We start from the raw sequence: 15,254 nt of genomic DNA on the forward strand, positions 1-15,254 counted from the left end.
CAGAGCACCGACTGTAACCTGAGATGGGACACACTCTTCACAAAAAAAGCCAACCCGAAGCGGATTGGCCTTTTCTTTCATTTACCCTAAAATCTAAAAAGCATACTCGTTTTTCTCAATAAGATGATCGGCAATTTCGCGACGTAGATCCTTCACATTGAACAGATCCATTTTGGTAAACCGCTTCAAGCCCATGAGCATCACTTTTTGCTCGTCACCTTTGGCAAAGGAGATGATCGCTTCTTTTCCACTGGTATTGATCTTCTCTACTGCTTCGTACAAGTACAGCTTCGCCATATTGATTTGCTGGCGAGCTGCTTCTTCCCCCCAAATACCAATTAGTTTCTCGGCACGAAGAATGGTGGACTCTGCTGCGTAGATTTCAATCATCATATCAGCAATGCTCATTAGTATTTCTTGCTCATGGTCGAGCTTCATACCGAAATCCTGGGCAGCTTTTCCAGCAACCATCAACACTGATTTCTTCAAATTCTTTAATAGTTCTTTTTCCTTAGCAAAAGGACCATCAAAGCTCTTCGTACCAAAATCAGGTACTGAGGTCAGTTCTTTAGCGACTGCCATTGCGGGACCCATTAAATTCAATTCGCCTTTCATTGCTCGCTTAATAGTCATACCCACTAAAAGCATACGATTGATCTCGTTAGTACCTTCGTAGATACGGGAAATTCGGGCATCACGGTAGGCACGTTCCATTGGGGCATCGGCTGAGAAGCCCATTCCACCGTACACCTGTACTCCTTCGTCTACACAGTAATCTAGCACTTCCGAGCCGTGAACTTTCATAATCGCACACTCAATGGCAAATTGCTCAACGCCTTTGAGTTTGGCTTCATTTTCCGGCATTCCGTCAGCAATCAGCGACTCTATCCGCTCATCAATATTCTGACCGGCTCGGTAGCAAGCGGCTTCGGTGGCGAAAGTCTTAGTAGCCATATTGGCAATTTTAGCCTTAATTGCTCCAAAGTTAGAGATGGATTGGCCAAACTGCTTACGTTCGTTGGAGTAGCGAATAGAATCGCTTATAACTTGCTTACAGCCACCAATAACTCCGGCACCGAGTTTAATCCGACCAATGTTCAGGATGTTCACGGCAATCTTAAAACCATTACCTCGCTCCGACAGCATATTTTCTACCGGAACCTCAGTATCGTTGAAGAAAACCTGACGGGTTGATGAACCTTTGATACCCAGTTTCTTCTCCTCTTCGTTCATCGTAATTCCGTTGAATGACTTTTCTACGATGAAAGCCGTTAAGTTTTTATCGTCTTCGATGCGGGCAAAAACGATGAATAAATCAGCAAACCCCGCGTTAGAGATCCACATTTTTTGTCCGGTGATTTTGTAGTGCGAACCATCTTCGGAAAGTACCGCTTTGGTTTTTCCCGAGTTAGCATCTGAACCAGCATCAGGTTCTGTCAAGCAATAGCAAGCTTTCCACTCGCCAGAAGCGAGTAGAGGCAAGTATTTTTCTTTCTGGTTTTCATTACCGTAGTACAAAATAGGTAATGTGCCGATTCCGGTATGCGCTCCGTAAGCAGTAGAGAATGAACCCGCCGAGCCGATCACATCGGCAATTAGCATAGAAGTGTTAAAGTCCATGCCCAACCCTCCGTATTGTTCAGGAATGGCAACTCCCAGTAGCCCTAGTTCTCCGGCTTTATCTAGCAACGAAGGCATAAAGCCCTCTTCCATGCTATCCATTCGCTCTACGTTGGGCGAGATTTCTTTTTCAATAAAATCCTGCGTGGCCTCCGCCATCATTCGTTGCTCTTCGCTGAATTCTTCAGGAATAAAAATGTCTTGGGCTTCGGTCTCTTTTACCAGAAACTCGCCACCGTTAATTGCCTGTTTTTGCTCTAGGGTTTCCATGTTCGATTATTGTTTTTGGCCTGAATGACACGATTGAACCGAGCACTTAATAAAAAGTACTCGGTATGCATAACAAATATACGGATATTCCACAAAAAAGGTATGCATGCATACCTTTTTTTCATAATTTTTTTTAGCGCAAACCTTACCTCTTGATTTTCTCACCCAGGTCAATCGGCCTCAGACTGACTCAAGACAGGTTATTTGCAAACTTTCACCTATTCCATTTGGGTGTGTTTCGGTAGGATAATTTTATGTGCTGATAATTAGAAGTTCTTAAGTTAAGACTGCTGAGCCTGTATTTTTAATCAAAATAGGTTACCTAAAGGCCGATAACTATACTAATGTATACCATTCAACCTTTCGTACCATGAAACTACGTCGCTCGGTATCTCGCCGTACCTACATCATCAGTGTAACCATGTTTGTATTGGTTGCCATGTTTGGGTACTATTTTCTGGCATTCCTACCCAAAAAAGAAAATCAGCTAATTGCTCAGCGAGTGAGGGCACTAGATCGGGTTGGGCAGAATTTTCAGGAGAAATTTAACGTCTATCGTAAAAATGTACTTCAGAATATTGAGGATAAAGATTTTGCGGTACTAGATCAGGCTCTGCGACAAGCTGACTATTTGGAAAAGCAGCAGTTGAGCGGTGATTCCTCTTTATTGGAAGGGATAGCGGAACGTCTCAAGACTGCTAGAGATACTATACAAGCTGCCAAAAAACGTCTTTGGGAAAAATACTCGCTAAGTGCAACCAATCAGCAAATCAGCCTTATTGAAGAGTTTGATGGAATAAGCCAGCTTATTCGGTTTGAAAACACGTTTGCTACGCTCTTTTCCACTTTCTTTGCGCCAATTCGGCTTCAGGATAGCTTCGATGGCTACATTATTTATCAGGATTCTTCGCTGGTGTACCAAGATTTACCGGGCGAAATTCTACGAGTTCCGGCTCAACTATACACCGAACTAAGCCAAGACTCTCCCGAAGGCAGGTTTGTGAGGCATAATCTGGAATCTCGGAAACCTGAGCACTACGAAACCCCACGGGTATACGAAGCGGGTACAAATGTACAACTGGCGTCGGTAGATTATCGGCTATTCTGTACCGATTTCACCACTAACGATAAGCGAAGCACCACCCGCTGGACTATCTATGGGCTGGTGACCAAAGATGCATTTGATGCTGAAAAGAAGCGAATTCCGTTTTTAAGCCTGATTCTGCTTTCGCTGGGTTTGTTACTGTTGTTGTTTTCTATGCCCCTAATGAAGCTGTTCTTTATGAGTTCTATCGAGCGGCTACATCGTCAGGATGCCTTACTCACTCCACCAACTTTCATTGTTTGTTCGGCTATTTGCTTACTGATTATGTTGACTGTGAGCAAATTTTATCTGAGTGATATCCCGAGAATAGATACTTGTCTGAAAAAACTAGCCAACGAGATTAGTTACAATTTTCAAGAAGAAGTGCAAAGTATTTATCAATTAGCTCAGAAGATGCCAACCGATGCTTCCCTTCTAGCTTCTAACAAATCAATCAGTATTCCCAATGCCGTAGCGAATAACATAACCGATGTTCCTGACTTTAGCCCGTATCCTTTTTTTCGTTCGGTGTACTGGCTCAATAGAGAGGGAAAGCAGAAGTTTGAGTACTCTATGCTGGATAGTGAAGATCGGGATTATGCTGAAAACAAAGTGCCCAATTTTGCCAACCGCTCTTACTTCCGGGTGATGCAACAGGGCGAAGGCTATTCACTGATAGATAAAGACACACTCGCTTATTTACAATCGATTATGTCTTGGACGACCGGGGAACCTGTCAGCGTATTCTCCGTGGCTTTATCCCCCGATAACACAGTCGCACCGCGCGGAAGTAAGAACTCATCAGTACTGGCTATTTCTACCGTTCTTCAATCTGTAACCGATCCGGTACTTCCGCCGGGTTATAGTTTCCATATTATGGATGAAAATGGATTGGTGCTTTACCACACCGATCGGCAAAAAAACCTTCAAGAAAATTTCCTGGAAGAAATTGCCGATAAGCAACCACTTATGGCAGCAATGGTGAGTCGCTCAACAACTACGGCGGATATTTCTTATTATAACCGAAACTATCGGGCCCGCTTACAACCGTTGCCGGGCACTCCCTGGTGCTTGGTTACTACCTACGACACTCAGTATCTGGAAAGTCCCTATCAGTTTATACTTACTTTTTGCACACTAGGGATTATTCTGATCTCCCTGGTTTCAGCCTTGCAGTTTATTTCAATTTCCCTTTTGTACCATCGTACTTCCAAACTTAAACGGACATCCGTAGCTTTTAAATGGCTTTGGCCCTATCGGGATACGTTAGCTATTACCAACCGGGACACTGAACCCAAGAAACCTCGCACCGTTCGGTACGGAATAATATTCACACTGAATCTGGTATACAGTCTGTTACTGATTTTTTACAATCAATCAGCAGATATTTCGCTGCCAGCCACCATAGCCAGTTTTCTGATAGCCATTGTGCTTTCGTATACTGCTACTTTTGCTTTATTACAAGAACATCGTGACCGTCGGTACAAAATGGTGCTGGTTGGTTCGGTCTTGCTTTCGCTTCTGGTGCTGCTAGTGAGTATTATACTGACAATGGGTGAAAAGTTCGTCGAGTGGCTGCACTTACTCGTGTGGATAGGAGTAGTTGGTTTAGTGCTAGGTTACGTGAGCTGGAAGGCTCTCCAGTCTTCGGATGGCGAAAATGACGTTGAGGAAAATCAGTGGATTAGAACGGTTTTGCAAGTCGGAGTGGTTATGCTCGGATTGCTACTTTTGGGTGGGTTGGTTGAAATCAGCCGAAACATGCATATCCTTCAACAGGGTTTTGTTTGGGCAATACTTTATTTGCTAGCTTTAATGGCGTTTATCGTCGGAAGCACCCGAATTAAGACTCAGAAGAAGGTCTCAAGACAAGAGCAACCCTCAGCCCAGGTGAGTGGGTTTACTTTTTCAGTGAACCAGTTATTTGGCGGAAAAACCAAACAGATTGCCTCAAATGTGCTTTCCCAGCACGGCTACTGCCTGATGGTTTTTTCTTATTTGGTATTGAGTAGTATTTTATCAGTCTGGTTTCTGTTCAGCAAAACCTACGATTATGAGAAGCGCATTTGGAGTAAGTATAGTCTGTACCAGATCAATCAAGAATTGGATAAGCGAGAAAGCCGATTGAGTGCATTATACCAGCGTAATGATTCAGCTTATTACAAAGTGAATGAGAAGTACGGTCGGTATCAGAGAGCGAAAGACCAAGCACTTTATTATCAAGCACTAAATACCAATAGCCAGCATCAAGCTGAACGTTCGGCACTGTTACCAGAAATCAATTTTGATAACATCATCTACCAACTTCGTCCGGCAGTTACCGCACTGTCAGGTCTTACCAATGGTTTTGTAGGGCAGGGCGGAGACGATTGGGAAAGTCAGTCTTTTCCAGGACAGGTTGTGGTTACTTTTCCGGATAACCGATATTTTGATGAAGCCGGACAGCTTACGTTAGCTACTAGTCCGTCGGTATTTCTCAATGTGTCTTGGGCTAATCTCAAAATGCGCTATTTGATATTACTAGCAGTGTTGGTTTTGTTGTTGCTGGCTATTTACTACCTACTCAAGTTCAGTATTTTTCGGCTATTTGGAGTGGAAGCCTTTCATTTTCAGAAGGTCATTCAGGTAGATGATCAGTTGATGATTGAGGAGCGGGAAAATCCAAAGTTGAGTAGATCAATACAATCCCCTCACAAGTTTATCATTTCTATGCCTTTTGCCGGAACGAGAGAACTATACGAAAAACCTGGGATTAAGCATAAGCAGAGTTACGACGAAAAATTTGATTTTTCTCAAGTGCTAGAGAATATCGTATTTCCTCTGAAGAAGGAAAAGATTCTGCGATTGAAAGACAAAAATGTGATGCTAGAGCACTTTAGCTACGGTATTGAAGACCTGAAGACGAACGAGCATCGGTTGTTTCTACTAGAAAATCTCTTGGCTAATGGCAACCGAGTAACCATTATTTCCAAGCTCGCCCCAATGCAGCTTACCGCTAAGTTTGAGGGGGTTATTGAGAACGCGGCTGATTCTAAGGAAGTAGGGAGTTTAGAAACCCGCGTCTCGCGCTGGAAAGATATTTTGTCCAGCTTTGTGAAACTATACTACTCGGAGTTGGTGTGCAGCCGAAACCGCCGTCGGTTGGGAGCGGAGGCCACGGTAGAAGAATTGATCTATCATGAGATGAGTGTCAACAAGCCCTATTTCAGGCGAATGGATGGCACGCTGGTAAGCAAATGGTACGAAGATGATAAGCAGAATAAAACGGACGAACAAAGGCCGGGTAAAAAAATAGAGCTTAGCCCGCTGGTAAAGCAGCATATAGCCCAACATGGCGACAACGAAGATGCCAAAGAAGAAATCTTGCTAAAAATTCAGAGTATGGCGCAGCCGTTCTACTTTTCGCTATGGAGTACTTGCTCTAAGGAAGAAAAATATGTGCTCTACGATCTGGCTGACGATGGGTTTGTGAATACTAAAGACAAGTCAGTGATGCTGGCACTGATGGAGAAGGGGTTGATTTTTTACGATGAGTCGTTTCACATTATGAACGAGAGCTTCCGCAACTTCATTCTTTCCAATATAAAGCCTGCTGAAGCCTTGGAAATGGAGCAGACTGCTCGGAAGAATGGGCGCTGGAGCGTGTACAGTACTGTTATCTTACTCCTGATTATCAGCCTGATTTTCTTCGTAGTATTTGCTCACGAGAGCATTGTGAATCAGTTTGTTGCCCTACTGGCTGGCGTAACCGCGGCTGTGCCCTATTTACTTCGTCTGGTAGGGCTCATCGGTCTTTCTGGCGGGAATCGTGAAAGTGCCGCTTGATATAAATGATAGTTGTAATGATATTGTATCTTAAAATTCCTCTCCCCAAATGAGTGAATCGGACTGCCGACGCAGTGAATTCCAGGATCTATTGCATGAGATACCGGAATTCGCAGAGCCTTATCCGGCAAGAGTATTTAGTTTTCGTCTTTGAGCTATTTGACCATTTCATGTAGTAGTTACTTTCTTGGTTCGGGTGGACTTATTATTCAATGACGACACGGTATTTTTAGAAAAACCGGTGCGTCTGCTTGGAAATTCAGTGGGGTGTGCGCTGGATATGTGCGAGAAAGCTTTGAATTTCCTTGAATTTTTTGGCGGTAGCCGCGCTGTTCGTTTTTGTTTCAAGACGGGGTCTCCTAGACAAAAATGAACAAGCAAACATGCACACTTTTAGCATCATGAATCTTTCATGAAAAAGTCCTGATTAATCAAGTCTCTACATTGTTTGGTTTAGAAAGAATGTTTTACATCTGAAACCATTGTTCGCATCAATAATCATCAATTATACCTCACCCGCTACCCATTTCATCGAAACCTTTTTATATTCGTCTCGTTGAACTTGAAAAATCAAACATTATGGAAACACCTACGCCCACCACTCAGGATTTAGAAAAAGAAACGGTTCGCCGTGCGATCGCCGCTCTTGAAGCCCAATTGACCGGAGATATGTTTAAGGATATGGACATCCGCGACAAAATTCATAACCTGAAAATGAAGCTCACCGGCACCAAGCCGATGGACTCGCAGATTGACTGCGTAGGCTGCGGAAGCTAATTTACCCACTCAGCAAAGCCGGACTCATTCCGGCTTTTGTTTTTGCTAAACTTATATATCCCACATTTGGTATTATCCTGTTACTAAGAATGCTACACTCTTGCTGTATCATCTGGTCGGGATAGTCATGACTTGCTCAAAGCCAAGCTAAAAATTCCTCCTATACTGATTGTATTTAGAAATATTTTGACGTTTTTTGTCAAAACTATTATTGTCTTATGATGTCGTTTGGAGAAATAATTAGACGGGCAAGAGAAGAGAAAAAAATCATCTTGCGTAAAGTAGCTGCCGAATTAGATATAGATCAAGCAATAATTAGCAAATTTGAAAGAGGTGAACGCAAACCTACAAAAGAACAAGTATTAAAATTCGCTTCATTCTACGATTTGAATGAAAATGAACTTGTTATAGCTTGGTTAAGCGATAAAGTGGTTTATGACTTAGCAGAAGAAGATTATGCTCAAGAAGCATTAAAAGCTGCTGAAGAAAAAATCCAATATATAAAGTCAAAGAAGAATGAATAAAAGAATGAAAATAATAGACCTCTTTGCTGGTATTGGAGGAATAAGATTAGGTTTTGAAAAAATTGGGGTTGATTGTGTTTTCTCTTCAGAATGGGATAAGCATGCTCAAGATATGTATGAAGCCAACTTCGGTGAAAGACCTTTCGGAGACATTAATAGAATTGCACCTAAAAATATACCTGATCATGACTTCCTTTTAGCAGGGTTTCCATGTCAACCGTTTAGTATTGCAGGCAAACAATTAGGTTTTGCAGATACCAGAGGAACCCTATTTTTTAACATTGAAAAAATACTTGAAGAAAAAAGACCATATGGTTTCCTGTTAGAGAATGTGAGCAGACTTAAAACACATGATAAAGGTCGAACACTTCAGGTGATTCTTCAAAAACTAAAAAACCTTGGATACTCAATACATTATGAAGTGTTAAACTCTCTTGATTATGGAATTCCTCAGTTAAGAAAAAGAATTTACATCGTTGGATTCAAAGACAATATTCATTTCAATTTCCCGAAACCAGATGGCATAAAAATTACTTTGAAGGATATTTTAGAACCTAACGATAGTGTTCCTGAAAGCTATTTTGTAAGTGAACAGATACGAGAGAAACGCCTTGTAAGAGTAAAACCGAATGCGCCCTACCCATCAATATGGCACGAAAATATAGGCGGAAATATTTCTGCCCTACCTCACTCTTGTGCTTTAAGAGCTGGAGGAAGCTATAATTATTTACTTGTAAATGGAGAAAGAAGGTTAACAGGGAGAGAAATGCTTCGTCTACAAGGTTTCCCTGATGATTTTATAATTAACGTGGCTTATACACAAATCCGAAAAATTGCTGGAAACAGCGTTACGGTAAAAGTAATTGAAATGATTGCAGAACAAATAAAGAAAGCAATGGAAGATCGAAAACCTCGACAAACTTACAAACAACTTCAATTAGAAGCCTTTTCAAATGGAACTTACGCAGGCTAAAATTGCGCTTGACAATATAATCAGAAAAGCGAGGGTTCATCTTTATAAACCTATTCAAATTGCAGAAATTCTTTACAGAGATCGAGTAAATAAGGATATTGATTTATCTGATTTAGAAACATACAGAACAAAATCTAAAAAATGGCGAGATGTAATTTGCATTCCATTTTTAGGTCGGACTAGTACTTCTTCTGCCAGATACCAAGGTGATATTTTTAATAAAAGTGCAGTTCCACCCGAGGCTATTACTGTACTTGGTGTTGAAAACAGGGCTAAAAATGGTATAGTAGAGGCATACGTTTATGACCGCTTCAAACAAAGATATGGTCAGATGTCAACTGCATTAAATTATTCAAGAGAAGCAAATAAAGAATCATTTGACTTAGAAGAGTTCATAGAATTATTTTGGAATGAACCTGGTCTAAGAAGAAGCCTAGATAAAATTTATGAAATAGTTGTTTATTCTTTGTTTAGCGTAATTGTAGAAGAACTTGATGTTCAAATTGAAGTAAGCTTAAATCTAGAGAAAATAGAGGTTCTTAAGGAATTTGAAACATTTGCAGAAAAAGTAATTTGCATCAATTCAGAAAAAACAAGTTTTAAATCTCCTGCTAACATAAATCGTGTAGGTGTAACGAATGCAGCAGACAGAGGATTAGATATGTGGGCAAACTTTGGGCCTGCTATTCAGATAAAGCATTTATCCTTAAATGAACAACTTGCGGGAGACATAGTAGCAACTGTTACATCAGATAGAATAGTTATCGTTTGTAAAGACTCTGAAGAATCTGTTGTCAAATCACTTTTGAATCAACTCGGATGGAAATCCCGAATTCAAAGTATAATAACAGAAAGTGAACTTATCGAGTGGTATGAAAAAGCACTAAGAGGCTCTTTTTCAGACGGAATTGGAGATAAGCTTCTAAGATCAATTAGTGATGAAATTGTTTTAGAATTCCCTTCCGCTGATAATTCTGAGTTCATGGATTTTTATAAAGGGAGAGGTTACCACGAACTTTCTGATAGTTTATGGAAATAGCTTACCACACAGCCGTACACTTTACCAAGTCGTTCAAGGCAACCATACAAACCAAAAATCCTACGTTTCTTAGCCGATATATTTCATACCCAGGAACCATTAAAGTGTAGTCCGTTCTCTGAAATCCTCCGCCTCTTGGAAGATATGTTCTTTGCGTTTATGATTCATTTTGTCTAGGGTGGCAATCATCATAGACATGCGCTGGTTTTCGGCAAATACGTTGCGGTGGCGGTCAATAAAGCTCCAGTAGAGTCCGTCTACTGTATCGGCCCACTCCTTACTCTTTCGGTAGTCGCTCATTTTGCTGATGTAGTTCGATCCACCAATGTAGGGCTTAGTAGCAAACGTGCCGCCGTCGGCAAATTGGCTCATGCCGTACACATTGGGTTCCATCACCCAGTCCGATGAATCAACGAACATCTCCATAAACCACTTGTACACTTCATCGGGATGTACTTCGGTAAGCAGCATAATATTGCCCAGCACCATCAGCCGTTCAATGTGGTGGGTGTAGCCATGTTCTGCCACTCGCTTGATGCTGTCGTCTAGCGGTGGAATTCCGGTGGTGCCATCGTACCAGCAGTCTTTTAGCTTGCGCTGATTGTCAAAGAAATTACCGCGTAAATTGTGGGTGTGGTACATACCGCGCATAAACTCCCGCCAACCAACAATCTGCCGAACAAAGCCTTCTACACTTGGGTAGTGAACATCGTGTTGCTCGGCGTACTCTAAAGCCGAATCAATCACTTCTTTGGCTGTAATCAGTCCCAGATTAATGTAGGGCGAAAGCACGGAGTGAAACAGAAAATTTCGTTCCGAATCAATAGCATCTTCGTAGGGGCCAAAGTCAGCAAAACGGTTTTCCATAAAGTCTCTCAGTCGATAAAGTGCCTGACGGCGGGTCGTTGCCAGCCAGAAGTTTTGGGAATCACCCGGGTGGTCGGGAAAGAGTTTGTCAACCAGTTTGGCTACATCTTGCGTATGTTCAGTCCACTCACTTTCGGGCTGGGTTGGGATGGCGATATCTTTAGGTAATTTCTTGCGATTTTCTTCGTCAAACGACCATTTTCCGTGCAGTGGCTCATTTTGTTCATTCACCAGCAAGTTATACTTCTTCCGCTGCCCGGTGTAGAAATACTGCATAAACGGTCGCTTGGAGTTATCCAGGTACTTCTGGAAGTCATCGACTGTACTGTAAAATCCGGGAGAATCTACGATCGTTAGTTGCAGACCTTGCTTCTCACAAAAACCTTCTATTCGCTGGGCAAAGAAATTATCTTCAATGGTAAACATCACGATTTCTTCAATCCGGGCGTAATTACTCAGCGTTTTCTTGAGTTTGTCTTCGTAAGTAAGTGACTGATTTTCCTCGGAAAGTTTCCAGTAGTTGGTGGGGTATTTTTCTTGTAGAGAATCGTGGTAAGAACGCATTGCCGACAGAAAGAGCATCAGCTTATGTTTGTGGTATTTGAAATGCGTACACAGTCCGGTATCTTCCGCCATAAAAAATAGGGTATGCTTATCGGGCTTTAATGCTTCTAAGTTCGGAAACAAGCAATTACCCAGAATAACGGCAAGTCGGTGGTAGGCCATAAGAGAGTGTTAATGTGTTATGGTGTTAGAGTACTTGATATATAATGTGATTTTTTCATAAATGTTGAAAACTATAACGCTACGCACTCTAACACCTTCAGAAAACCCGGTTTTGACCAAACAATTTAAGATGAGGTGGGTTATAATTATGATAATAATTTTAATTTTTTGAACTAAAATCAGTAAATTTTTATGAATAAGTTGAGAGATCAGAAAGAGTACGAAGGAAACCCAGTTGGATTGGATAAAGAAGTTGCATTGGAGATGGCCGAGCATCTGGATCGCCATTTAGCTTCTATGATTACCTTGTATCATCAGTATCATAAGCACCACTGGATGGTGGAAGGGCCGCAGTTCCGTGATTTGCATTTGTTCTTTGAAGAGAATTACGATGAGCTACACGAAGGATACGATGCGGTGGCCGAGCGTTTAACAGTAATGGGCGTAGCCCCTACTTGCCACCCAGCTAATATTGCGGAATTGTCGTATGTAAGTCACGAAGAAGAAGGAGTATTTCGTATTCGCGAGAGCTTGGAGCACGATATGGAAGCGGAAAAGACCATTGCTATTGAGTTACGCTCTTCCATCAAAAAGGCATTTGAGCTAGGTGACTATGCCTCCAAAAATCTATTAGAAGCCCAATTGTTTAAGGCAGAAGATCGAGCGCACCATTTGGAGCATTTTTTGGGAGAAGACTCATTAGCTGTAGGGTATTTGCACAGCGAAGAGGAAGCAGAGCCTGCTGAATAAGCTATCCGAGTTCTCTATAAGATGTGAACGCCAAAGTTATTCAATAACTCTGGCGTTTTTTTATTCTCATTCGTATAGCCGGTCAACCTTTTGATACTTAGTCTATATCAGTAATCATAAGCCACCCTGCATCTAAGCAATATCAATAAAATTTTTTGGTATTAATTATAATCGCATTATTTGTTATGTAAATTTTGATTATCAATACAATAATCAATGCTTACAACACAAAAATTAGTATAATATTTTATTAAATAGTTTTAGTAAAACCCTTAATATATAGGTAAAAAAGCTCTTATATCACTTTCATAATGACATTTTGGAATTATGTATGAGTAAAATATACAATTGTTTTACTGTTTTGTAGCTGAGTTATAATAGATAATTTTTTCAAAAAAAGTTTATAATAACTCATATATTAACATATATTTTTTATCATATTTGTAAATATGCATAGTGGGATACACCAACTGCAACCCAATTGAGATAACCTATTTTTAATTTTTCAAATCTTAATCCCATGAAAACGAAACTATTTTATTCATCACTCCTAATCATTGCTCTTATTGTATCTTTAGTATCCTGTCAGGAGGAGGAAGTAAGTACAACAGATCAGGATACTGATGCCCAACCTGTACAGGAGGCGCATGAGGTAGCTTTAGCTTTAGTCGAGTTAGGCGATGCGCCAGCTACTGATGAGGGCGCGAAAGCCTATCAAGAAGGTTTTGACAACCTAAATTTTGAAGAGCTAAACGCTTTCTATAAAGTGCTTTATGAAAGGTCACTAGCTGGTGCTCTAGCTGAAAATGACCTTTCTGAACAAGCAACTATTGAAAGGTGGTACACTCGGCGTTTGGAAGAGAATCAGCAGGCTATGGATCTGTTCGAGTTGTCGGCTAACCACCTTAATGAAAAGCAGTGGGATGATTTAATTAGCAAGCAGAAAAAAGATGCGACTAATGGAAAGAATGCCACTATTGACGCTCCTGATGATTGTCCTTTTGTTAGGTTTGACTTAAACGCGCGATCTACCAATCGTAGTGGCACTTTTTTTATTCGTTCTACTAATAATATGTTTGTCCAGAACGATCGGCCAGCGCCAGGAGAGGAACCTGATTGTGACTGCCAGATAGCTTTCCCCACTGTTGATCGTAATTATCAGTTTGTTCATGGAACTAGTAACCGTATGAAAAATTTACTTGATCGGACTGATTTTCGAGGTTTTGGTGGCAGTGTACTCCGGCGTATAGTTCCTAGCGGTCCTAGTAGGGGTACCTATATACTAATTGGCGCAGGCCGAGCTGGTCTTGGAATCGCGCTTGGCAATGATCAAACTGGTGCCAACTATACAAGCTGCCAACAAGTTGCTGACGACCTCGTCTTAAGTCGACTCCGTAGCCAATAATTAATAGACTAATTCAAGCCCAAAGTTGCAGTCTATCCTACTCGTGAAATAAAATTGCAGAAGGCTTGGCGAGTTTCGTCAAGCTTTCTGCGTTTTCATTACCGTACACTTTCTGTACTTGCTACCTTTGAGTGGACAGTAAGTTAAGCCTTATAATCCTTAACTTAGCTAACATGAAACAAGAAAAAAGACACTTCGACCGAGCCTTCAAAGTGATGGCGGTTGAACTCTGCTTATTAGGAAAACCAACTAACCAGGTAGCAGAAGAATTAGACATCCGGGCCGATTTATTGAGCCGATGGAAGCGGGAATACAAACAGAAGAGAGAAGGGAGCTTCTCGGGGTATGGCAAGCCCTCTTTGACCCCAGAACAGGCAGAGGTGGCTAAGTTGAAAAAGCAGTTACGAGAAGTAGAAATAGAACGTGACATCCTAAAAAAGGCGGCCGCCGTGGCACGGTAAGCATCTTTTCCAAGAGCGACCGCGCCACGGAGGCAACAGATATTCCGGTTCATAAAAGATCATCAAGGTATGTTTAGTGCGCCCGGCGCCCGGTTGCTAGGCTTATGAAGGCTGCTAATATCAGAAGTATCGTTCACAAGAGATTTAGATCGGTCCGCCGAAGCGGTCAGAACTACCGATTCTAACCACAGTTATCCGGTAGCCAAGAACCTGCTAGACAGAAATCGGCCGCCGACGCGGTTTAGCCCTGGCGATATAGCAAGGGCATGGGTGTCCGATCTGACGTACATCAAAACTACCCAGGGGTGGCTATATCTAACAATTATCGTGGATTTAGCCGACCGCAAGGTGATAGGCGGCCGCCGCGCGGATGGTCGTTGAGTGAAACGATGAAAACGACTGATACAGTGACCCCCGCCTGGAAAATGGCTGTAAAGAATAGACCGATCACGGCTGACCTGCTCTTCCATTCGGATCAGGGAGTACAATATGCCTGTCACGAGTTTAGAAATCTGCTTAAAACTCATCCCTTGGTTACACAAAGTATGACGGGGCCGCCCGGCGGTCGGAAGGGCAACTGCTGGGACAACGCCGTAGCGGAAAGTTTCCGCGCCGCGTCGGCTTCAAAACCCTTAAAACTGAACTGATATACGTTGCTGAACCTACCAGTATAACGGAGACGAAAATTGGTGTGTTTGAATTTATCGAGATTTGGTACAATCGGAAGCGGATGCACGCTTCGCTAGGGTACTTAACCCCGGTAGAATACGAAGCCAAACTCAATCAGAATCATTACCAGAACGCGGCTTAACTTTTTGTCCACTTTTCTATTGCAAGTTCAAAGTGTTTTGTTATCATACCTTTACGATAGATGCGTATCATTGCGATGTTGTTAGTTGGTGGTAAGAGACTTACTTATAACTAGCGGTACGC

Annotated in this window: 12 protein-coding genes; 10 read left to right on the plus strand and 2 right to left on the minus strand. The window is 41.8% G+C overall.

The features are described from left to right. Positions 1-93 precede the first annotated feature (93 nt). Positions 94-1,890, minus strand: a complete 1,797-nt coding sequence (locus tag P0M28_RS16130; protein WP_302203489.1) for an acyl-CoA dehydrogenase FadE — start codon at positions 1,888-1,890, stop codon at positions 94-96. A gap of 370 nt (positions 1,891-2,260) precedes the next feature. Here P0M28_RS16130 and P0M28_RS16135 point away from each other — a divergent pair, with 370 nt between their 5' ends. From P0M28_RS16135 to P0M28_RS16155, 5 genes are all read left to right on the plus strand, one after another. Beyond that, positions 2,261-6,799, plus strand: a complete 4,539-nt coding sequence (locus P0M28_RS16135; protein WP_302203490.1) for a cache domain-containing protein — start codon at positions 2,261-2,263, stop codon at positions 6,797-6,799. Between the two features lie 579 nt (positions 6,800-7,378). Next, positions 7,379-7,576 (plus strand): hypothetical protein, encoded by a 198-nt coding sequence (locus tag P0M28_RS16140; RefSeq protein ID WP_302203491.1) that lies wholly within the window; start codon positions 7,379-7,381, stop codon positions 7,574-7,576. Between the two features lie 218 nt (positions 7,577-7,794). Continuing rightward, positions 7,795-8,100 carry a helix-turn-helix domain-containing protein gene (locus tag P0M28_RS16145; protein WP_302203492.1) on the plus strand — a complete coding sequence of 102 codons (306 nt, stop codon included), beginning with the start codon at positions 7,795-7,797 and terminating at the stop codon, positions 8,098-8,100. Further along, positions 8,093-9,073 (plus strand): DNA cytosine methyltransferase, encoded by a 981-nt coding sequence (locus tag P0M28_RS16150; protein WP_302203493.1) that lies wholly within the window; start codon positions 8,093-8,095, stop codon positions 9,071-9,073. Before P0M28_RS16145 ends, P0M28_RS16150 begins: the two co-directional genes overlap by 8 nt. Beyond that, a complete protein-coding gene (locus tag P0M28_RS16155) occupies positions 9,054-10,112 on the plus strand; it encodes a HaeII family restriction endonuclease (protein ID WP_302203494.1) in 1,059 nt (352 codons plus the stop codon). The genes P0M28_RS16150 and P0M28_RS16155 overlap by 20 nt, the downstream gene beginning before the upstream one ends. 99 nt (positions 10,113-10,211) lie before the next feature. Here the strand turns inward: P0M28_RS16155 and P0M28_RS16160 are convergent, their stop codons facing one another. Next, on the minus strand, positions 10,212-11,705 hold the full coding sequence (locus P0M28_RS16160) for a cryptochrome/photolyase family protein (protein ID WP_302203496.1): 1,494 nt from the start codon (positions 11,703-11,705) through the stop codon (positions 10,212-10,214). A gap of 192 nt (positions 11,706-11,897) precedes the next feature. On the opposite strand from P0M28_RS16160, the gene P0M28_RS16165 reads away from it, so the two are divergent. The 5 genes from P0M28_RS16165 (at position 11,898) to P0M28_RS16185 (ending at position 15,132) form a co-directional block, all read left to right on the plus strand. Beyond that, positions 11,898-12,455: a Dps family protein gene (locus P0M28_RS16165; RefSeq protein WP_302203498.1), complete on the plus strand. Its 558-nt coding sequence runs from the start codon at positions 11,898-11,900 to the stop codon at positions 12,453-12,455. Positions 12,456-12,975: 520 nt separating this feature from the next. Next, positions 12,976-13,860 carry a hypothetical protein gene (locus P0M28_RS16170; protein WP_302203500.1) on the plus strand — a complete coding sequence of 295 codons (885 nt, stop codon included), beginning with the start codon at positions 12,976-12,978 and terminating at the stop codon, positions 13,858-13,860. 173 nt (positions 13,861-14,033) lie between these two features. Further along, the gene (locus P0M28_RS16175) at positions 14,034-14,321 is read left to right on the plus strand and encodes a transposase (protein ID WP_302203502.1); all 288 of its coding nucleotides are present in this window, start codon (positions 14,034-14,036) and stop codon (positions 14,319-14,321) included. 389 nt (positions 14,322-14,710) lie between these two features. Beyond that, complete coding sequence (locus P0M28_RS16180) at positions 14,711-14,968, plus strand: hypothetical protein (RefSeq protein ID WP_302203504.1); 258 nt, start codon at positions 14,711-14,713, stop codon at positions 14,966-14,968. 23 nt (positions 14,969-14,991) lie between these two features. Beyond that, a complete protein-coding gene (locus tag P0M28_RS16185) occupies positions 14,992-15,132 on the plus strand; it encodes an IS3 family transposase (RefSeq protein WP_302210911.1) in 141 nt (46 codons plus the stop codon). The last annotated feature ends 122 nt before the right edge of the window (positions 15,133-15,254 follow it).

This window comes from Tunicatimonas pelagia, from assembly GCF_030506325.1.
Lineage (GTDB): Bacteria > Bacteroidota > Bacteroidia > Cytophagales > Cyclobacteriaceae > Tunicatimonas > Tunicatimonas pelagia.

Coding starts and splice junctions, on each gene's coding strand:
- P0M28_RS16140 (WP_302203491.1), top strand. CDS start 7,379: ATGGAAACACCTACGCCCACCACTCAGGATTTAGAAAAAGAAACGGTT.
- P0M28_RS16135 (WP_302203490.1), top strand. CDS start 2,261: ATGAAACTACGTCGCTCGGTATCTCGCCGTACCTACATCATCAGTGTA.
- P0M28_RS16165 (WP_302203498.1), top strand. CDS start 11,898: ATGAATAAGTTGAGAGATCAGAAAGAGTACGAAGGAAACCCAGTTGGA.
- P0M28_RS16180 (WP_302203504.1), top strand. CDS start 14,711: ATGAAAACGACTGATACAGTGACCCCCGCCTGGAAAATGGCTGTAAAG.
- P0M28_RS16150 (WP_302203493.1), top strand. CDS start 8,093: ATGAATAAAAGAATGAAAATAATAGACCTCTTTGCTGGTATTGGAGGA.
- P0M28_RS16160 (WP_302203496.1), bottom strand. CDS start 11,705: ATGGCCTACCACCGACTTGCCGTTATTCTGGGTAATTGCTTGTTTCCG.
- P0M28_RS16175 (WP_302203502.1), top strand. CDS start 14,034: ATGAAACAAGAAAAAAGACACTTCGACCGAGCCTTCAAAGTGATGGCG.
- P0M28_RS16130 (WP_302203489.1), bottom strand. CDS start 1,890: ATGGAAACCCTAGAGCAAAAACAGGCAATTAACGGTGGCGAGTTTCTG.
- P0M28_RS16155 (WP_302203494.1), top strand. CDS start 9,054: ATGGAACTTACGCAGGCTAAAATTGCGCTTGACAATATAATCAGAAAA.
- P0M28_RS16170 (WP_302203500.1), top strand. CDS start 12,976: ATGAAAACGAAACTATTTTATTCATCACTCCTAATCATTGCTCTTATT.
- P0M28_RS16145 (WP_302203492.1), top strand. CDS start 7,795: ATGATGTCGTTTGGAGAAATAATTAGACGGGCAAGAGAAGAGAAAAAA.